At 41.6% G+C, this 20,833-nt stretch carries 16 protein-coding genes; 9 read left to right on the forward strand and 7 right to left on the reverse strand.

Annotation, left to right across the window (positions count from 1 at the left end; translation table 11 throughout):
- Window positions 1–72 precede the first annotated feature (72 nt).
- Complete coding sequence (locus BM161_RS07875) at window positions 73–1,083, reverse strand: LacI family DNA-binding transcriptional regulator (RefSeq protein WP_074931455.1); 1,011 nt, start codon at window positions 1,081–1,083, stop codon at window positions 73–75.
- 89 nt (window positions 1,084–1,172) lie between these two features.
- Between BM161_RS07875 and miaB the strand changes: the two genes are divergently transcribed.
- The 6 genes from miaB to BM161_RS07905 all read left to right on the forward strand — a co-directional run bounded on the left by miaB (window position 1,173) and on the right by BM161_RS07905 (window position 8,445).
- A complete protein-coding gene (gene miaB, locus BM161_RS07880; protein WP_074931456.1) occupies window positions 1,173–2,549 on the forward strand; it encodes a tRNA (N6-isopentenyl adenosine(37)-C2)-methylthiotransferase MiaB in 1,377 nt (458 codons plus the stop codon).
- A 9-nt stretch (window positions 2,550–2,558) separates the two neighbouring features.
- Entirely contained in the window at window positions 2,559–2,897 is a 339-nt protein-coding gene (locus BM161_RS07885; RefSeq protein WP_074931457.1) for a LapA family protein, read from the forward strand.
- Window positions 2,898–2,899: 2 nt separating this feature from the next.
- Complete coding sequence (locus BM161_RS07890; protein WP_074931458.1) at window positions 2,900–3,889, forward strand: SPOR domain-containing protein; 990 nt, start codon at window positions 2,900–2,902, stop codon at window positions 3,887–3,889.
- 117 nt (window positions 3,890–4,006) lie between these two features.
- A complete protein-coding gene (gene ettA, locus BM161_RS07895) occupies window positions 4,007–5,743 on the forward strand; it encodes an energy-dependent translational throttle protein EttA (RefSeq protein WP_074931459.1) in 1,737 nt (578 codons plus the stop codon).
- Window positions 5,744–5,793: 50 nt separating this feature from the next.
- Complete coding sequence (locus BM161_RS07900; RefSeq protein WP_074931460.1) at window positions 5,794–7,122, forward strand: glycoside hydrolase family 5 protein; 1,329 nt, start codon at window positions 5,794–5,796, stop codon at window positions 7,120–7,122.
- Window positions 7,123–8,445 (forward strand): GH1 family beta-glucosidase, encoded by a 1,323-nt coding sequence (locus BM161_RS07905; protein WP_074931461.1) that lies wholly within the window; start codon window positions 7,123–7,125, stop codon window positions 8,443–8,445.
- A 161-nt stretch (window positions 8,446–8,606) separates the two neighbouring features.
- Here BM161_RS07905 and BM161_RS07910 read toward each other — a convergent pair whose 3' ends face one another.
- From BM161_RS07910 to BM161_RS07925, 4 genes are all read right to left on the reverse strand, one after another.
- Window positions 8,607–9,998: a carboxylesterase/lipase family protein gene (locus tag BM161_RS07910; RefSeq protein ID WP_074931462.1), complete on the reverse strand. Its 1,392-nt coding sequence runs from the start codon at window positions 9,996–9,998 to the stop codon at window positions 8,607–8,609.
- 174 nt (window positions 9,999–10,172) lie between these two features.
- Window positions 10,173–11,114, reverse strand: coding sequence for a carbohydrate ABC transporter permease (locus BM161_RS07915; RefSeq protein ID WP_218150245.1), 942 nt, complete (start codon window positions 11,112–11,114; stop codon window positions 10,173–10,175).
- Complete coding sequence (locus BM161_RS07920; RefSeq protein WP_074931463.1) at window positions 11,111–12,091, reverse strand: ABC transporter permease; 981 nt, start codon at window positions 12,089–12,091, stop codon at window positions 11,111–11,113. Before BM161_RS07920 ends, BM161_RS07915 begins: the two co-directional genes overlap by 4 nt.
- Before the next feature lie 130 nt (window positions 12,092–12,221).
- The gene (locus tag BM161_RS07925) at window positions 12,222–13,937 is read right to left on the reverse strand and encodes a type 2 periplasmic-binding domain-containing protein (protein WP_074931464.1); all 1,716 of its coding nucleotides are present in this window, start codon (window positions 13,935–13,937) and stop codon (window positions 12,222–12,224) included.
- Window positions 13,938–14,101: 164 nt separating this feature from the next.
- Here BM161_RS07925 and BM161_RS07930 point away from each other — a divergent pair, with 164 nt between their 5' ends.
- Window positions 14,102–14,938: a helix-turn-helix transcriptional regulator gene (locus BM161_RS07930; RefSeq protein WP_074931465.1), complete on the forward strand. Its 837-nt coding sequence runs from the start codon at window positions 14,102–14,104 to the stop codon at window positions 14,936–14,938.
- A gap of 3 nt (window positions 14,939–14,941) precedes the next feature.
- Here BM161_RS07930 and BM161_RS07935 read toward each other — a convergent pair whose 3' ends face one another.
- Together BM161_RS07935 and BM161_RS07940 are read right to left on the reverse strand one after the other, a co-directional pair.
- Entirely contained in the window at window positions 14,942–16,426 is a 1,485-nt protein-coding gene (locus BM161_RS07935) for a family 43 glycosylhydrolase (RefSeq protein ID WP_074931466.1), read from the reverse strand.
- The gene (locus BM161_RS07940) at window positions 16,407–17,375 is read right to left on the reverse strand and encodes an alpha/beta hydrolase (protein ID WP_074931467.1); all 969 of its coding nucleotides are present in this window, start codon (window positions 17,373–17,375) and stop codon (window positions 16,407–16,409) included. The genes BM161_RS07935 and BM161_RS07940 overlap by 20 nt, the downstream gene beginning before the upstream one ends.
- 63 nt (window positions 17,376–17,438) lie before the next feature.
- Between BM161_RS07940 and BM161_RS07945 the strand changes: the two genes are divergently transcribed.
- A complete protein-coding gene (locus BM161_RS07945; RefSeq protein WP_083425730.1) occupies window positions 17,439–18,926 on the forward strand; it encodes a family 43 glycosylhydrolase in 1,488 nt (495 codons plus the stop codon).
- 260 nt (window positions 18,927–19,186) lie between these two features.
- The gene (lysS, locus tag BM161_RS07950; RefSeq protein WP_074931469.1) at window positions 19,187–20,818 is read left to right on the forward strand and encodes a lysine--tRNA ligase; all 1,632 of its coding nucleotides are present in this window, start codon (window positions 19,187–19,189) and stop codon (window positions 20,816–20,818) included.
- The last annotated feature ends 15 nt before the right edge of the window (window positions 20,819–20,833 follow it).

Genomic DNA, 20,833 nt, shown 5'->3' on the forward strand with positions numbered 1-20,833 from the left:
TCTTAAAGTGAATTTTTAGGGGATTTAACGGATGAAGGCATAAAAAAACCGGCATTCTGGTTAGCCGGTTTTTTAGTTTATAATATTTTGTTTTTTAACAGAATCACGGACAACTACGTTACCATGAACAACCTTTTTTCCAATATGGAAGTTAGGATTTTCAAGCTTTAAGGCAATACTTTCAGCAGCAAGCTGGGCCATTGTGTTGTAGTTGATACTGTAAGTGGTTAATTTTGGAATACCAATGTCAGCAAAAATACCATCATCAAAAGCTGCTACCGAAATATCTTTTGGGATGCTGTATTCAAGGCCTTCCAGGTTATGAATCAGCTTGTAGGCTGTTCGGCAGTCGTTACAGATAAAGGCATCTGGCATTTTATCTGGAAGAATAAGGCTTATTTCTTCACCAAAATCAGTTACGTCCGGAATCAAAAGATCTTTCTGAAGATCCAGTCCGTGATGAAGCAGGGCTTTTGCAATTCCAAGGTAGCGGTCCATTACGATTTCTGCAAACTGAATGTTTCCAACAAAGCCTATGGTTTTACAGCCCTGATCAATAAGATAATTTGCAAGAGTAAAGCCTGCATAAAGGTTATCTGTAATAATTCCGCCTTCATTTACATCATCATAGATATGTGCAAGGAAGAGGAATGGTTTTCCGGTTTCTTTAAGTATATTTACATATTCCTTACTCATCTGACCAAGAATTATAAAGGCACTTACCTTATTTTCTTTTAAGATTCTTGGAAGAATAAGCAGGTGTTCTGTTTCATCTGAGATAATTTCTGTGATTCCGTAGTAATTAAGCTGTGTAAGATTTGTGATGAGTGGTTGTTGAAGGGACATATAGGTAGCATTGGCATTCATACTGCGTTCTGCAATCAAAATGCCTATGTTGTGCGAAGACCCGTCATCATTATTTGAGGATTGAGATTTCTTGTAGCCTAATTCTTCTGCTTTTGCAAGAATCTTGGCCCTTAAGTCTTCGCTCACTCCATCTTTACCTGATAACGCTTTTGATACAGACATAACTGTGATATCAAGCTCATCAGCTATATCTTTCATTGTTACTAGGTTTCTCATTAAATTCATTATATATTAAAACTAAAGTTAACGCAAAGGTATTGAAGATATATTTATAAATTCTTATTTTTTTTGTACAATACAGTGATATGCGTACGTATTTTTTTGAAACCTATGGCTGTGAAATGAATATAGCGGAATCTGCCGCAGTAGAACAGCTCTTTATTGCCAGAGGCTGGAAAGCTTCTGAATCTGCTCAGACTGCAGATGTTGCAATCATTAATACCTGTTCTATACGCGAAACAGCCGAAAACAGAATTCTTGGCCGTTTGGGCTGGTTCAGCGGTCTTAAAGCTGTTCGTGAATGTAAAGTTGGCGCAAAAACTAAGCTGCTTGAAGAGGCTGTTGAATATGTTCGTGATGGTGCAAAGCCTCTTACCCTCATTGTTATGGGCTGTATGGCAGAAAGATTGCTGCAGTCGTTCCAGAAAGATTATCCTTTTATTGATTACGTTGTTGGAACTTACGCAAAACATCATTTTTCGGAAATCATTAGTGCTATAGAAGAGGGCAGAAAGCCTTATAAGATTGATGATTCAGAACAGTACCGTTTTGCGGCTTTATCTGCCGAGCCTGGTGCATTCTCTACCTTTGTTCCTATTATGCACGGCTGTAACAATTTCTGTACTTACTGTATTGTTCCGTATGTTCGCGGTCGTGAGCTTAGCCGCCCTGTAAATGAAATCCTTAATGAAATTGATTTGCTTGGTAAGATGAAGGTTCGCGAAATCACTTTGATTGGCCAGAATGTAAACAGTTATCATAGTGATGATGGAGTGAACTTTGCGCAGCTGCTTCAGAAAATTGCAGATCATCTTAGAGAAACAGATTCTCCTATTAAATGGGTTCGCTTTATGTCTTCTCATCCAAAGGATTTTTCTGATGATGTTATTGATGTTATTGCAAAAGAGAGCGTAATCTGCCGTCATATTCACCTTCCGGTTCAGCACGGTTCTTCGGAAGTGCTTAAAAAGATGAACCGCCGCTACACACGCGAGCACTATCTTGAACTCGTTCAGAAAATCAAAGATCGTATTCCAGAAGTTTCTCTTACAACAGACCTTATGATGGGCTTCCCTGGAGAAACAGAAGAAGATGTTGAGCTTACCCTCGACCTTATGCGCCAGGTAAAATATGAATCTGCAATGATGTACTATTATAATCCTCGTGAAGGAACTCCGGCCGCTAAATGGGAGCAGATTCCTGTTGAAGTTCGCAAGGAACGTCTTCAGAGAGTAATTGACCTTCAGCTGGAACATACTCACGAGCAGATGTCTAAGCGTGTTGGAAGCACTGTTATGGTTCTTGTAGAAGGTGTGAGCCGTGATGATAAGACAGAGCTTCTTGGCCAGACTGAGCAGCATGAAAAGATTGCGTTTAAGGCAGACCGTTCATGCATCGGCAGCTTTGTTAATGTAAAAATAACAGAACTCAGCGGAAATACCTTCCGCGGCGAGTTGCAATAGGAGTGATTTATGGTAGTTACTTTAATTTTGATATTGTTAATAGTAATTTTCATGGCATTTTTCATTGGTATGAACCTTTCAAATCTCTGTACCTTCTGGTTTTTCAAAACCTATACAGATTTGCCAGTTGCTGTTCTTACTCTGATTGCTTTTGGAGCTGGTATTATTTTTGCCCTTCTCTTTATCCTTGTTGCAAAAATGAAGGCTCCTCCAAGTGATGCAGAAGCCCGTGCTGCTAAAAAGCTTGAGAAGAAAGCCCGTGCCGAAGAAAAGCTCCGCCTTGCAAGAGAAAAAGAAGAAGCCAAAAAGGCTGCTAAAGAAGCGAAGAAGAATCCTCCGATACAATAAATATGAAGAAAATAATTACTGTTGTACTTTCACTTTTCCTTTGTACTTCAATTTTTGCCGCAGAACTTACCGCTGCCTTTGTAACTGCAGAGGCTGCTAAAAAAAATTCCGTAGACGAATCAGTTACTTATCTTAAATCTCAGATTTCTAAAATGACCTCTCAGGCAGAAAAACGTGCCACCTGGATTTTTCTTGCTTCTCTTCAGGAGCAGATGGCTTATTTTGATGATGCCCAGAAATCCTATGCACAGGCTGCCGCAATTGCCGCAGGCGATGTAGAAGGAATGCCTAAAAAATCAAACGAGCAGATTGTTCTGGATGCAGTTCGTTGTGCCCTGAGCTCTGGAGATTATGCAACTGCAGACAGTTATCTTAATTCAGCAGTTCGCAATTCAAAGAATGCAAATGTTCAGGCTTATATAAAACTTTATACCCAGTGGAGTGCCCTTTGTAAGGCAGATGATGTATCGGGCATTCAGGAGCCTGTAGTAATGCTTCAGGCTTATCTTAAGGTAGATTCAATGGCTGCCGTAAAGCCTGCAGTTCTTCTTACTCTGTGGTATGTAACCGGCGACACTTCATACTCAAAAGAAATCACAAAGCTTTATCCAAAATCTATAGAAGCTTCTATTGTAAAAGGCGATGCACAGCTTTTACCAACTCCTTTCTGGTTCTTTGTTCCTAAGAGCGGAGAGGCAGAGCAGGGAACAGGAAGCATTGCAATGCCGGAAGAACCAAAGCAGACAGCAACTCAGAGTGTTACTACTGCACCTGCCAAGTTTACAAAATGGCAGCTTGGTCTTTTCCGTACTGAAAGCAACGCAAAACTTCTTGCTGATGAAGTAAAAGCAAAAGGTTTTGATTCATACATAACAACAGAAACTCGTGCCAGCGGTACAACCTATTACATCGTACTTGTGCGCGAAGATAAAAACGGTAACGTAGCCGATAGACTTCGCAGCTCCGGTTACGATTGTTACGGTGTAGAATAATCCCACTGCCGTCATTGCGAGCGTAGCGAAGCAATCCATAGTTTCTGAATGGCGGTTGTTGAAAACACTTTTTTTCTGTAAACTTAAACTGACTATAATTTTACAGGAGACCGCACTATGGCTAAAACCTTCGACGACAAAAAAATCATCTACACAATGGACCGCGTTACCCGTTCTTATGGAACTAAGGTGGTTCTTAAAGATATCAGTATTTCCTATTACTATGGTGCGAAAATCGGAGTTGTAGGACCTAACGGTTCTGGTAAATCTTCTCTTTTTAAGATTCTTGCTGGAAAAGATACAGACTTCGCTGGTGAAACTTCACTTGCTCCAGGCTACACAATCGGTTACCTCGAGCAGGAACCAGAGCTCGAAGCCGGCAAAACTGTAATGGAAATTGTAAAGGAAGGCGTAAAACCAATCACAGACCTTCTTGCAGAATTCGATAAAATAAACGAAGCCTTTGGCGACCCGGATGCAGACTTCGATAAACTCTGTGCACGCCAGGGTGAGGTTCAGGAAAAGCTCGATGCTCTCGATGCATGGAACCTCGATAATAACCTTGAACTTGCTATGGACGCTCTCCGCTGTCCTCCAGCTGATCAGGTTGTAGACGTTCTTTCCGGAGGTGAGCGCCGCCGTGTTGCTTTGTGTCGCCTCCTTCTTCAGAAGCCTGATATTCTCCTCCTCGACGAACCTACTAACCACCTCGATGCAGAAACAGTAGCATGGCTGGAAAAGCACCTTCACGACTATCCTGGAACAGTAATTGCCGTAACTCACGACCGTTACTTCCTTGATCAGGTTGCAGGCTGGATCCTCGAACTTGACCGTGGTGAAGGTTATCCATTTAAGGGTAACTACTCAAGCTGGCTTGAACAGAAAAATGCCCGCCTTGCCCAGGAAAATAAAAATGAATCTGCCCGCCAGAAGGAAATCCAGCGTGAGCTTGAATGGATTCACATGGGTGCTAAGGGACGCCAGGCAAAGCATAAGGAACACATCACACGCTATAACGAGCTCATGGCTCAGGAAAGCAAAAAACAGCTTAAGGATACACAGATTTCTATTCCAGCCGGTCCTCGTCTTGGAGCTCAGGTAATTGATATTGAAAATCTTACAAAGTCTTTTGGCGACAAGTTGTTGTTCGAAAACTTAAACGTTCATATTCCAGCTGGTGCCATCGTTGGTATTGTTGGACCGAACGGTGCCGGTAAAACAACTCTCTTTAAGATGATTGTTGATGCAGCTGGTCTTGAAGGCGGTGAAAAGCCTGATTCAGGAACTATCAAAGTTGGTCAGACTGTAAAACTAGTTTACGTAGACCAGATGAGAAGCGGCCTTGATATGAACAAGACTGTTTACGAAACTCTCGGCGGTGGCGGAGACCTCGTAAAACTTGGTGCTGTAGACGAAAAGGGTAGAGCACTCGAAGGTGGTGTTCGCGAAGTAAATGCACACGCATACTGCGGCTGGTTCAACTTTGCAGGCCCTGATCAGAATAAAAAGGTAAGTGTACTTTCTGGTGGTGAAAGAAACCGCCTCAACCTTGGTATGATGCTCAAGGAAAGTGGAAACGTACTCCTGTTCGACGAACCTACAAACGACCTTGACGTAGAAACAGTCCGCGCCCTTGAAGAAGCTCTCGAAGACTTTGCAGGTTGTGCACTTGTAGTAAGCCATGACCGCTGGTTCCTCGATCGTATCTGTACACATATTCTTGCCTTCGAAAACAACTCTGAAGTCCGCTTCTTTGAAGGTAACTGGTCTGAGTACGCAGAATGGAAGCTCAAGGAATTTGGTGAAGACGCCGGAGTTCCAAAGCGCACTGTTTACCGTAAGCTCAGCAGATAAGAGATATTTCTGACTTACAAAATCTTCATACTTCTATTATATTTAGCGGTATGAAGATTTCTTTTAAAACAACAACTAAGATTCTCGGTTTATTGTGTTTTGCTGCGGCAGTTATTTCATGCAGCGGCAAATCTGAAAAAAAACAGAACGCAGAAGCTGCTCCTATGACACAGGCTCTTTTGAAGGCTGTGAATTCAACTGATTCAAGCTCATCTAAAACTACGAGCACTGCTACAGAACGCATCCGCTTTAATACCGGCATTGCAATAAAAGATACCGGCAGTAAAATTTTCAACGAGCGCAAGGCAATTGATGTTGTGCGCGATATGAAAACCGGCTGGAATCTTGGAAACACTCTTGATGCAACTGCTGGAAAAGGTCTTGCTTCAGAAGTGAGCTGGGGACAGCCTGTTACAACAAAGGCTATGATAGACGGCCTTGCTGCTTCTGGAATTAAAACCCTGCGAATTCCAATTTCTTGGAGCCGTCATATTGTAGATTCAGATTATACAATTGATCCTGCCTGGATGCAGCGTGTAAAGACAATTGTTGACTGGGCAATTGATGACGGAATGTATGTTGTAATTAATATTCATCATGATAATTTCGATAAAAATGCAAAGATGCCGGCTCTGGCGGGATTCTATCCTAGTGATGAGAATTTTGAGAACTCGGCAGACTTTGTCTGCAACATCTGGGCTCAGATTGCTCTTGCTTTTAATAACGGCTATGACGAACATCTTGTTTTTGAAGTTTTGAATGAACCACGCCTTTGTGGAACTTCAGAAGAGTGGTGGTATAATTCTGCTTCTATTGATTCAATCAAAGCTATGAATAATCTGAAAAAACTTGAACAGGCTATTCTGGACGTTATTCGTGCAAGTGATGGAAATAATAAAAAGCGCCTTGTTGCAATTCCTTCATTGCAGGCTTCTCCGGAATCAGCTCTTGCAACTACATTCATAATGCCAAAAGATTATGATAACAGCAAAGACCGTCTGATTGTTTCAGTTCATATGTACACTCCATATAGTTTTGCAATGGAGTCACCAGGAATTATAGAGTACTCAGATTCTGTAAAAAAAGAGTTTACTTCAATGTTTAAAAAGCTCAATGATCATTTTATTTCAGATGGTTATGCAGTTTACATTGGTGAATATGGTGCAACAAATAAAGAAAATCTGAAAGACCGTGTTGAATGGTTCCATGATTTTATTAAAGAATCTTATGCATACGGAATGCCTTGTTTCCTTTGGGATAACGGTGTCTGGAAGGTTGAGAATAATCAATATGATGAACATTACGGCTTTTATAACCGTGAACAGCAGACCTGGTATTTCCCGGATATTATTCAGGCAATTAATGAGGAGCTTAAATAAATGAGTTTTAGAAAAGATTTTTTGTGGGGAGCAGCTACCGCTTCTTTTCAGATAGAAGGCGCATGGAATGAAGACGGAAAATCTCCGTCTATCTGGGATGTATTTTGCGAAGAACCGGGAAGAATTGAAGATGGTTCTGATGGAAAGATTGCCTGCGACCACTATCACCACTACAAGGAAGATGTAAAGCTGATGGCCGAGCTTGGTCTTAAAGCTTACCGTTTTTCAATTGCATGGCCTCGTGTTATTCCAGATGGATGTGGGGCGGTAAATGAAAAGGGCCTTGAGTTTTACAGCAATCTTGTTGATGAACTTTTGAAATATAACATTACTCCATTTGTAACTCTTTACCACTGGGATCTTCCTTATGTTCTTCAGTCTAAAGGCGGCTGGTTGAATCCAGAAATCTCGGACTGGTTCGAAGAATACACACGTGCAGTAGTTGCAAAATTTGGTGACAGAGTAAAGAACTATATTACCTTTAATGAACCTTCCGTTTTCCTTGGCTGTGGTCATATTTCTGCTTCACATGCTCCTGGCTTTAAGTATGGTACACGCGAGCTTCTTCTTGCCGGTCACAATGTTCATGTAGCTCACGGTAAGGCTGTTCGTGCCATTCGTGAGCTTGCTCCAGATGCAAAGGTTGGAATTACTCTTGCAACAATGCCACGTATTCCAAATGGTGATATGGATGCTGCAACCGCTTATGATATTTACTTCAGCTGCCATAAGCCCTATTTTATCTGGTCTGATTCTTACTGGGCAGATCCAATTGTGTTTGGTAAGTATCCTGAAGACCTTGTAAATGAATGTAAAGATATCTTTCCTAAGGTAACTGATGAAGATATGAAGCTTATCAGCCAGAAGATTGATTTTATTGGTGAAAATATCTATCAGGGAAGATATGAAGATGGTTATAACAGACCTCGCGGAACTCCACATACAGAAATCGGCTGGGATACCTATGACCGTGCTCTGGAGTGGGGTGTAAAGCATTTTACAAAACGCTTTGGTCTTCCAATTTATATTACAGAAAACGGCATTTCCTGCCACGACTGGGAAAGCCTGGACGGAAAAGTACACGATCCTAACAGAATTGATTTCTTACACAGATACCTTCGCGGCTTAAAGGCTGCAGCTGAAGATGGCTGTGATGTTCGCGGATATTTCCAGTGGTCGTTTATGGATAACTTTGAATGGGCAAAGGGATACAATCCTCGCTTTGGAATGGTGTTCTGTGATTATAATACATTGAAACGCATTCCTAAAGATTCTGCTTACTGGTATAAAGAAGTGATTGAAACAAACGGTGAGAATCTTTAAATAAATACCGACATCTTAATCTGAAAACACTCCATCAGAAAAAAAACACCTTGCTTCGACGGGGAATTATGAGTCTCAGCAAGGTGTTTTTTTCTGCCTGCGCATTTTCAGATTAAATGCAGGTGTCATTGTCGGACTTGCCCCGACAATCTTTCAATCCATTATAAATACTTCAACATTTCATCAGTTGGCTTAATGGGATTCTCTGCACTATATGTAGTGAACTCCATGAAGTTTGATTTTTCTGAGGTGTATGAATTCCACTGTGGTAATGGTTCTCCGCAGAGGTCCTTGCCGTTCGGGTTACCATTCTTAATAAAGTTACACAGGTAATCACACATCTGGCGTGCAACGTCGTAGTGAACTCCCTTAAATGGTCTCCAGCATTTTGCCAAGGTTTCAAAGAAGAACCATAAATCCACTGAATGGAATTTGCCCGGGTGATCCCAGCCTGGAATTGGTACATCGAACTTGTAGCAGTAGTTCTGAATATTCAGACCCTTTGCTTCTTCTTCCTTCATAAGTTTTCTAACACCCATTTCAACTGCGTGCATTCCACCAAAGATAAATTCATCTGTAGTAAAGCCTGTGAAAATTGGGCATGGTGTACATTTCCCTTCTGCTACAATATCAATCAAACTTCCCTTATTGAACTGTTCATCAAAAATTGGTGTCCAGCAGGCAATAGACTTTTCATATCCGCCCCATTCACTCCACTTCTGGCGAAGCTGTTCTGTTGTAAGCTTACGTGCTTCTGCAAGTGAGTTACAGCCGCAGAACTTAAAGAACTCAACCCCAAGCTGTTCTGCTTCTTTTACAGAGCGTTTAGGGAACATATTAGGCATGTTTGGAGCGTAAATTAGTCCGCTGTCTACAACTGCACGCTTAAAGTATTTACGGCTTTCTTCGTTTGCAATGTGGCAAAGAACACTTCCGGCACCTGCAGACTGACCTCCGATTGTGATATTTTCCTTATCACCACCAAATGCTTCAATATTTTCATATACCCACTTTAAGCCGGCCAGCTGATCCTGTAAGCCCATATTTGCAGGGGTTTCTGGATATTCTGCAGTAAGCTCTGGATGACAGGTAAATCCAAAAAGATTTACACGATAATTTACAGTAACAACAACAATTCCTCGGCGTGCGATACGTTCACCGTCAAACTCCATTTCTGCAGTGTGGCCAACCTGCCAGCCACCACCGAAAATCCAGAAGTATACAGGAAGTTTTTCCTTGCCTGTTTTTGCAGGTGTCCAGATATTCAAATAAAGACAGTCTTCGCTTACTGGAATATCAGGATCTACAGACCATTCGCGAGAGTATACATCCTCTGGAGGCGGATTGCGGTTAGGGGAGGGCTGTACAGGGATTGGTGGGAACTTATAGCATTCGCGAACACCTTCCCATGGTTCAGCTGGCTGTGGAGGAGCAAAACGTAAATCTCCTACAGGAGGCTTTGCAAATGGAACAGATTTAAATGCAGTAATACGAGGATCTGCAGCTGGGATACCTTCAACGGTACCGAGTTTAGTTTTTACGATTCTAAGCATAGTTTTTCTCCCAAAAAAAAAGCGGTGGTTGAGTGCTCGCAAAGCGAGTTTATCGAAACCACCGTTTTAATTGAATAAGTCGGCAAGCACAGCTTGCCTCTGAGGCATTCTTTCGATGAACCTAAAACGGCCCGCTGACGCAGCCCGTTTTTTAACGGTTCTTCGATTTTAGCCTTATTCCTTAACACCACCGATTGTCATACCAACTACGAAGTATTTCTGAACGAACGGATATACTACGAGGATTGGCAATGTTGCAACTACAGTAATTGCAGAACGTGTACTGATTGGTGTTACAGAAGTTGTAGAAGCACCAGCACCTGCTGCAACGGCCATAGCGTTTGCATCGTTGGCATTTGCACTCTGGTTCTGACTGGCCTGAAGAATAGACATCAATACATACTGCAATGAGTGAAGCTTAGGTTTGTTAGAACAGTAGAGATATGTATCGAACCAGCTGTTCCATGCACCTACAGCAGTAAACAGAGAAACCATAGCAATTGAAGGAACAATAAGAGGCCAGATAATCTGAATGAAGATTCTGAACTCATTAGCACCATCAATACGAGCAGATTCAACAAAGCTGTCTGGAAGACCATTGATGTAAGTTCTTACAAGAATGAAGTTGAATACATCTACGAGCGCAGGAACAATGTAAACTGCATATTTACCAAGAAGGTGAAGATTCTTAATAAGCATGTATCCTGGAATCAAACCTGCGTTTACATACATAGAGATTACAAGAATAGTTGTGAGAGGTTTTCTCATTACGAATTCTTTGCGGCTCAAAGCGTAAGCAAGCATTGTAGTACAGAATACACTGAAAACAGTCTGAAGAATTGTTCTTGTTACAGAAATAATACCGGCATGGAAAATACGATCTGTAGTAAACAGGTTAGCGTAGTTTTTCCAGGTAAACTTTCTTGGGAGAAGTTTAATACCGCCTGTAAGCGAATCAAGACCATCATTCAAAGAAATGGCAATTGTATTCCAGAAAGGATATACAGTTACAACAACAACGAATGCAAGAACAATATAAATGATAACATCAAAAATGATGTTACTGATCATTGTATTTCTTCTAGCTGAATAGTACTGGTTTTTCTTGTCCATCATATCAGACGCTCCTCACCACTCTTCTTAGCAATAGTATTTGCAATAACAAGAAGAAGGATATTTACAACATTTTTAAAGATACCAGCGGCAGTAGCAAGACCGTATCTTGAAAGTTTGAAACCGTATTTCAATACATAAATATCGATAGTTTCTGCTACATCCTGGATCATACCATTCTGTAACAAGTATGGCATTTCGAAGTTAGCATCAAGAATATGACCAGCAGACATAATCATCATGATGATGATAGTTGCTTTAATTCCTGGAAGTGTAATGTGCCAGATTTTGCGGAGACGACCACAACCATCAATCTGTGCTGCTTCATAAAGACAAGGATCAATAGCAGTCATAGCACCAAGATATACGATTGTGTTCCAACCTACTTCCTTCCATACATAAGTCCAACCTATGATGTGCCAGAAATAGCTCTGTTTAGCAAGCCACTGAATAGGCTCGTCGATTAAATGAAGACCTAACAATATGCTATTTAAAATTCCAGTTTTATCACCAACAAGTACGTTTGCAACGAGACCTGTTACGATAACCCAGGAAAGAAAGTGCGGAAGATAAGAAACTGTCTGAACAAAGCGTTTTATACCAATGTAACGAACTTCGTTCATAAATACAGCGAGCAAGATAGCAGTAATATATCCTAAAGCGGTACTGATAAGGCTCATGCCTACAGTATTGCGTAATGACAGAAGGAATTCTTTTTCTGTGAAAAGCTGGAAAAACCATTTTAGTCCTACCCAGTCCTGCTGAGCAAAGGTTTTGTAAGGTTTGTAGTCCTGGAAAGCCATTGTCCATCCCCAAAGTGGGATGTATCTGAACAAAATGATATAAAGTACAAAAGGAAGTGACATGAGAATAAGCATTTTCTGCTTTCCTAAAAGCTTCCATTTACTTTTTTTATTTAATTTAACAAGTTCTGTAGTTTCTGAATTGCTAACAGAACCAGACTCTTTTTTATTTTTCATAAAAAATCACCCATAAAAATGATATAAAAAAAAGTCCACAGAAAAAGTTGTGGACTTTTTTTTAGACGAAGGAATGTATTTACATTCCTTCGTCACTGATTAAGCTTTGACACTAAGTGTCTTTACTTAATTAGTCCTGGAAACCACCGAATGTTTCTACACGGTTGTCAAGCTGCTGCTGCATGAACTTGTTGTATGTATCTGTAAGTGGTTTGAGAAGCTTTTCATATTCAGCCCAAGTCTTTTCGAAGTCTTCTGGCTTGCCCATGATCATAGCTGGGAGGTACTTTCTCTGTACTGTCTCGAAACCTGTCATAGCTACAGCTGCTTCTTCTTCGAATCCACCCTTTTCAGCAGATGGGTTACACTGCCACATTGGGTACCATCCAGCGTTCTTTGGAGGGTTTGGATCAACGAATTCAGCATAAGAACCTACACCGTAAGCCTTCCAGAGGTCGATATCAACCTGCTTCTGTGAAAGCTCATATTCCCATGGAAGGTCATCCATAGAGCGTGTATATCCGCTTGGGAGTGTACCATCAAGTTTTGGAGCTTCTTCTCTCCAGAGGAGAGCGTAGTGCTTCTGGTTGTAGTTAGGATCTTTCTGCATATCGCGCATAGCCTGTGTTCTGTATGCAGCACCCTTTGTTCCAGTCTTAGAACCGTCTGTATCGATGAGGTAGTCTTCACCTTCAAATCCCCAGTAGAGAACTTTCTGGTTTTCTTCTTCGATCATCTTGTCCATGAACTGAAGAATCTTGATAGCCTTGTCTTCTGGACACTTAACAGTGATACCAAAACCTCTCTGGAGGTTAGGAAGTGACTGATCACGGTAGTGTGGGCGGATAGATTCATCGAATGTGATAGCGAGTGGAGCATATGTTCTCTCGTCTTTTCCTGCTGACCAGAGTGCGTTTTCAGCGTTATCGCCCATGAACTGCCATCCCTGGATGAACATACCAAGTACACGACCCTGAGAGATCTTTGCATAGTACTGGTCACGGTTATCTGTGAATGAAGCTGGGTCGATCAAACCACGCTGGAAGTATCCGTTAGCAAGTTTGAACCATCTCTTAGCATTTGCATCTACGAAGTTGTCTGTGTAAACATATTTACCGTTCTCGAGTGTAACGTGTCCGTTACCATCGTTAGGGAATCCAGCCAAGAAGTTAGGTGGGTTCCAGAGGTCAAATGCTTCCCAGTCAGCTGTGATGATATTGAATGGAATTGTTGGAGCTCCATCAATTGTTGGATATTTCTTGTAGTAAGCTTCGAGAAGATCGAAGTACTGGTCGATTGTCTTGATTACAGGATAGCCGAACTCTTTGAGAACTGCTTTCTGAATCCACCAACCGTTCTGGTTGTAGTATGTATCAGATGGAATACCATCATTTACACCATAGTTAGGAAGTGAGTAGATGTGTTCCTTAGTGATTTTGCCGTTTGCATCTTTTTCTGAGTCTGCATCGAGCATCTTCTTCCAAGCTACTGAATAATGCTTCATCAGGTTTGGAGCATATTTTTCTACGAGTGGCTTAAGGTCGCGAAGACAACCAGCACCCTGGAACTTCTCTGAGTCTACTTCTACGAGGTCAGGAAGGTCACCAGAAGCGATAAGTACACCAATCTTCTGGTCTTTATCACCTACAAGGATATCCCAAGAGAAAGTTACACCAAATTTCTCTTCGATCCACTTGTAAGTTTTGTTGTCAGCAGGTGGCTGCTCACGCTGCTGGATAGTGAAAACTGAGATGTTAAGTTTGTCGCTTTTTTTAGCTCCGCCCTTACATCCCACCAGGCTCAATGCCAGTACTGCTGCTGCAGCAACTAACATAATTTTTTTCATAAAAGTCCTCCATTTTTATAAACTTTTAGTAAAAACATGGTAAAACGTTTTAATAACATCATAAAACCGATATTTTTCGAAAAAAACACTTATAGTAGCATAATATTTATAAAAAAGTCTCATTTTATGTTGAATTTTGCGAATTTTGGTTATAAAATGGTATTATGCAGCAAGAAAACCGTATAGAACGGCAACCGGTTGCCGTAAGCTTTTTATCGCAAAATAACTATCCTGAAGAGCCTTTAAGGCAGATTGAGTACGAAATTCTGTATGTAGACCGGGGTAGCGGCCAGCTTTTTATGGGGAATGCTGCAGAAGAAGTGCATGAGGGAGACTTTATTTTCATCAATTCCTTTGAAGAACATACCTTTAAGCAGGTTGGGGCGGTCGAAAGTTTTCACTGTTATCGCATTTTGTTTGATGTTTCTGCTCTTGGGCCTGCAAAAGATTCCTGCCGTAATTTTTTTGAAGGTATCAGATTGTGCCGTTTTCTGCAGATGCCCGAAAGTCTTATGGTGAGATTGGAAAAAATAGCTTCAATGAAAAAAGATTCTGAAGGAATGGAAGTTATTCTGCGCTCGGTTCTGCTGGATATAATTGCCTATGCAATTGAAACTGAGCAGTATGAAAGATTTTCACAGATTATCGATAACGAAAAAAGAAATATTTCTGCAATTGATAATGCGCTTCACTATATCCGCGAAAACTACAGTGAAAACTTAAGCCTTGGAATTATCCTGCAGCTTACAAACTACAGTAAAAGTCACTTTATCAGATTGTTCAAAGAGTGTACTGGCATGAATGTTTCGGAATATATAAATAAATACAGGATTGAAAAGGCGTGTCTTGATTTGATTTATACAAATAATAACATTACAGAAATTGCAACGGCGAGCGGCTTCAATAATATTCAGTATTTTTCTAGAAAATTTAAGGAATATATGAAGTGCACGCCGAAGCAATATCAGAAAAAGAAGAAAAAGCTGCTTACTCCAGAGTAAATCTTACTCAAGAGTAAAGCCTTTGAACTGGTGAGTGCCGCTACCTACAAACTTAAAGTACAGCTCGCCAATTCCGTCTGGAATCTTTATGTCTGAACTGTTTGTTTCCCAGATGTTTGAGCAGCCGGCAGAAATCTCTGCAAGAACAGGGCCATCCCACTTAGTTCGTACTTCGTACTTACCGTATACATAGCCTCTGGTTGTAATGGAAATCTTTTTTACATCCTTAAAATCAAAGAACTTAAAGCCAATAGTGTAGCCGTTCTGCATATTTGCAATGTAACCGATTTCTTCATCACCATCGCGGCCGTCCTGGCTGATGCGTGGATGTTTAATATCAACATAAGGATTTTTTTCATCCGGATTAAACAGGTTGCAGGCAATGTAAGCCGGGTATTCACCTTTTCCTTCAAGCGGACCGCCGTTCAAACCGCAGGAAGTAATCTGAACCTGAGGAATTGAACCGTCTGGCATAACCTTAAGCTTTTCTGCACAGCCCTGGCGGTTGAACCAGCTTCCGTTTGTGTGGCGATGATAGAAGATGTAGTATTCACCGTTAATCTTTTCAAAACCGCCATGATTATTAGCTCCAAAGGCTGCAGGCATGTTTGCAGGTTTGTAGGAATCAATATGCATATCAACATTACTTACAATAACACCGCCATATACAAACATATCTGTAGGATTTTTACTTGTGGCATAGCAAAGCTCGTGCATAACCTGTGAAGAATAAACAAAGTAATAGGTGTCTCCAATCTTTCTGATGGAAGGAGCTTCAAAGAATGCATGGTCCTTAAAGCCTTCCCAGTTTTCTGTTGAACTGAGTGCATAAGGGAATGAAGCTCCGGCTTCCATCTGCTGAGCAGTTGCGGCAGCGCAGGCTTCTTTTTCAGGAAGAGTGTAGCAGTCGCCCGGAACAATTACTGCCGGCTCTTCTATGATTGTGAGCATATCTGGTCCAAGCACTGTAGCCATGGCACCAATTCTGTCTTTCATGTGATTTCCGCAAAAGCCAGTGTAAAGGTAAGTTTTGTCGCCTTCTGTAAGAACTCCAGGGTCAAACTGCGGCATATCGCCCTTGCGTTCACCGAGTCTTGTTCCGTCCTGGTAGTGAACGTGTCCGTAGAATTTATATTTACCGGCAGGTGTGTCGCATACGGCAACTGAAACAAAGCCAACTTTGTCGTAAACGTAGTAGAGGTAATAGCGGCCGTCTGGTCCCTGAGTAACATCAGGAGCATAAAGACACATGTGGCCGTCTGCATTCATTTCTTCTGAAGTTTTTGGATAGATAACGCCTTCGTAGCGCCAGTCTGAAAGGTCTGTTACAGGGGCAGAGTAGCATACATAGTCTCCCTGGCAGAATACCCAGCCGTTAAAGCTGTCGTGTGAGCCGTAAACATAAACACGGTCTCCAAAAACGTGAGGTTCTCCGTCCGGAACATATTCCCAGGACGGCATATAAGGATTAAAGGCTTGTTTTTTCATTTGCTCCTCCAAGAATCTTTGCGAAATTATAGAATCCTAAGTTCCAGATACCAAAGTCGTGGCCGCCACCCTGTTCCTGCCAGCGGTAATTGCGGCCTTCTTCCAGTTTGTCTGTAAGGCGCGGAAGAAGTTTTGCTGCAGCGGCGTGAGACGCATAGGCAATTGAATCATCCTTTCCACAGATGTTGTAGAAATAGTGAATAGGAAGTGATTCGTTTTGATTGAGAGTATTGGCAACCTTGTTAGCTTCGTAAGAGGTTGGGGCAGCAGAAAAGGCACCGAACCAACTTATAAGATCAAGACATTCACAGATTCCAATATTGATAGTCTGCATACCGCCCATTGAAAGACCAGCCATTGCCCGGTGGTCGCGGTCTGCACTTGTGTTGTAGTGGCTGTCCATATAAGGAATGAGGTCGTTACGAAGTTCTTCGCCAAATTTATAAAAAGCAAGATAGGCATTGTTTGAATCTTTATCAAAGCCAGCGCGACCGTTAGGAGTAACAATGATAAACGGCTCAATGTCACCTTTTACTGTAAGATTGTCCATAATCTTTTTTACAGTAGATTTATCGTCTGTCATTCCCCATTCGTTTTCATCGCCGCCAATACCGTGCATGAGGTAAAGTACCTTGTATTTTTTTGATGAATCGTCTTTGTTGTAGCCGGCAGGGAGATACACGTTTGCTTTCTTTTCATAAGCCTCGCCGTCGCCAAAATAGTTTTTTGTTTTATAGGTGATGTGTTCAATTGTTCCGCCGTTTTCAACAGAAACTCTGTAAGTTTCTGGAATGCGGTCCAGCTGTTCTTTTGTGATAGGTTTTGTTTCCTGTTTGATAGCCTGTGCAATAGGGCTTGAGTCGAAAGAAGGTTTAGTATTTTTTTTCTCTTTGCAGGAGATTAATAGTGCAGATACAAAAAGTAAGCACAAAATCAATATTTTTTTCATGGAATTTCCTTAAAAGTTAGTTAAACGTTTTACATTATTTTAAATAAACTCTATAATGAAATCATGAAATGTGCAAGAGTTTTATTACTCATAATAACCGGAGGACTATTATTTATGTCTTGTTCAAAGAATGAAGAAAAAAAAGTTGAAACACCTGAAGTAAAGCTTACGGCAACACCTGTAACAGAAATGCAGAAGCTTATGGCTGAAAAGGCATTTAAGATGCTTGGAGAAAACAACCCTATTATGGCTCATAAGTATGGCGCTGACCCTGCAATTCTTGTTTATAATGATACACTTTATGTTTATTCAACAAACGATATGCAGCAGCTTGAGTTTACAAAGGGTAAGCTTGATAACGGATATAACAAGATTACATCGCTCAATGTTTTCTCAACAAAGGATCTTGTAAACTGGACAGACTGCGGTGAAATCAAAGTTGCAGGTAAAACTGATTTTGCAGGAGCAGCTTTGTGGGCAAGCAATTCATGGGCACCTGCTGTTTGCTGGAAGAATATTAATGGTAAAGATAAGTTCTTTATTTACTTTGCAGACAGTGGAAACGGAATTGGTGTTCTTGAAGGTGATTCACCTGTTGGACCTTTTGTTGATCCAATTAAGGGACCTCTTATTTCCCGCAGCACTCCAACCTGTGCAAAAATCAACTGGCTTTTTGACCCTGCAGTAATGGTAGATGATGACGGCCGTGCTTACATCTACTTTGGTGGTGGACACGATCCAGATAAATATGAGCATCCAATGAATGCACGTTGTGCCGCTTTGAGTGAGGATATGGTTCACATTGAAGGCGAGCCAAAGGTAATTGATGCTCCATTCCTTTTTGAAGATTCTGGAATCAACAAGATTGGTGATACTTACTATTATACATACTGTACAAACTGGCAGGACAGAAAGGATTCAAAAGATCCAGACAAGATGCCAATTGCAGTTATCGGTTATATGACTTCAAAGAATCCTCTTGGACCTTTCGAGTACAAGGGCTACACTCTCGAAAATCCTGGAACAGTATTTGGTGCATGGGGTAACAACCACCACTGGATTTTCAACTTCCGTGGTAACTGGTACATTGCATACCACACACAGACTCTTGAAAAAACAGTAGGCTGCGAAAAGGGCGGATACCGCAATGTATTTATAGATAATTTTGCAGTAAATGCTGATGGAAGTCTTCCAATCCAGAAGTCAACAAAGAAGGGTGTAGACCAGCTCGGAAACTTTGCTCTTGGTAATGTTGTTCCAGCTGCAACCTTCGCTTCTTCAAGAAACGCTGCAGTTACTTCAAAACAGACTGTAGTTGCAGTAAAAGATGGCGCATACCTCTGCCTCAAGGGAGTAGAGTTCAAAGGAACCGAAACAGAGTTTACCGCAGAATGCATCCCAGTAGAAGGCAAATCAATCCGGCTTAATATAGATGGAATCGGCAGCGCCGGCACCGAGATTGGCACTAAGTTCAGCGGCGTAAGTGGTGTTCATGACCTCTACATCATTCTTCCAGAAGGCTGTGAGCTGATTTCTTGGAATATCAAATAATTATAGTAAATAAATGAATAATTGAACGGAGTTCTAAATGAACTCCGTTTTTTTGTTTATTGGAAGCGGAGTGGAAAACACTCCCTCAAAACATTTGGTGCCGATACTGACCGTCTGTCCTCGCCGTTAATACAGAGCGAAGCGCCGAGGCACCTCGGTTTTGAGGGATGTTTTCCACGGGAGCATTCCAATAAACAACGAACACTGAAAATTTTAAAACTACTTCCTACATATTCATTTTTTTACTATAATATACGCCTATGAGTAACGAAAATCAGAACAACAACGAAAAGAGAGATCCACTGCTCTGTCACTGGGCAGATCAGATGGCTAATCAGATTATCCGTGAGAAGGGAGATCTTGATTCTTATACCTGTGCATCAGGAATCACTCCATCGGGAACAGTACACCTTGGAAACTTCCGCGAAATCATTACTGTAGACCTTGTAGTTCGCGCACTTCGCGACCGCGGTAAGAATGTACGTTTTATTTATTCATGGGACGACTACGACGTATTCCGCAAAGTTCCTGCTAACATGCCTGACCCTGAAATCCTTGAAAAATACCTCCGCTATCCAATTACTGAGGTACCTGATACAACTGGCCGCAACGAAAACTATGCACGTCATCACGAAGTAGATATTGAAACTCAGCTTCCACGCGTTGGTATTTCTCCTGAGTTCCTTTATCAGGCTAGCCGCTATCGTGCAAACCGCTATGCAGAAGGTATGCGCAAGGCTATGCAGAACCGCGAGGTTATTAAGGAATGTCTTAACGAATACCGCGATGACGCTCACAAAATGAAGCCGGAAGATGTTTACTGGCCAGTAGCAATTTTCTGCGGAAAGTGCCAGAAAGATACAACTGAAATTACAGACTACGACGGAGAATACGGAATCACTTATAAGTGTGAATGCGGTAACTGCGAAACTGCAGATATCCGTACCTTCAAGGGCGCAAAACTCGGCTGGCGTGTAGACTGGCCAATGAGATGGAACGAAGAAAAGGTAGTATTTGAGCCGGGTGGAAAAGACCATATAAGCCCTGGTGGAAGCTACGATACAGCAAAGCTTGTTTCAAAGAAGATTTATGGCTGGGATGCTCCAGTTACAATGCGTTATGACTTCGTAAACCTTAAAGGTGTTCCTGGAAAGATGTCTTCATCAAAGGGTAAGGTAATTGCTCTTCCTGATGCTCTTGATGTTTATCAGGCAGAAGTTCTCCGCTACCTCTTTGCTGGTACACGTCCAAATACAGAATTTGCAATCAGCTTTGATATGGACGTTCTTAAAGTTTATGAAGATTACGACAAGACAGAGCGTATTGTTTACGGAATCGACAAGGCTAAGTCAGATGATCATTTCAACAAGGAAAAGCGTATTTATATGCTGAGCCAGATTGACGGAAAGATTCCTGAAACAATGCCATATCAGGTAACAATCCGCCAGCTTACAACATTGCTCCAGATTTACTCTGGTGATATCGATGCTGTAATCAAGGCTCTAGGAGATGTAAAACCTGAACAGGAAGAACGCCTCCGCCGCCGTATTGAATGTGCATGGTTCTGGGTAAAGCACTCTGCTCCAGACTGTGCTCCAGATTTCTGCTTTGAACTCCGCAACGACGGAAGCAAGGCAGAACTTTCAGACGACCTTCTTACTGCTGTAAAGCGTGTTCGCGACGAGGTTCTTCCAAAGCTCGATACATTCCAGCTTGATAAGGAATGTCAGCAGGCTATGTACGACATCGCTACAGAAATGGGACTTGAATCAAAGGCATTGTTCACTGCACTTTACCAGGCACTTATTGGAAAAGAGCAGGGACCAAGACTTGGAAGCTTCTTCAGAATTATTGGTAAAGAAAAGCTCGAGAAAATTCTGAGCGTTTACTAGTAACTTCGGCTTCGC

Origin of the sequence: Treponema bryantii, assembly GCF_900113965.1 — a bacterium.
Lineage (GTDB): Bacteria > Spirochaetota > Spirochaetia > Treponematales > Treponemataceae > Treponema_D > Treponema_D bryantii_A.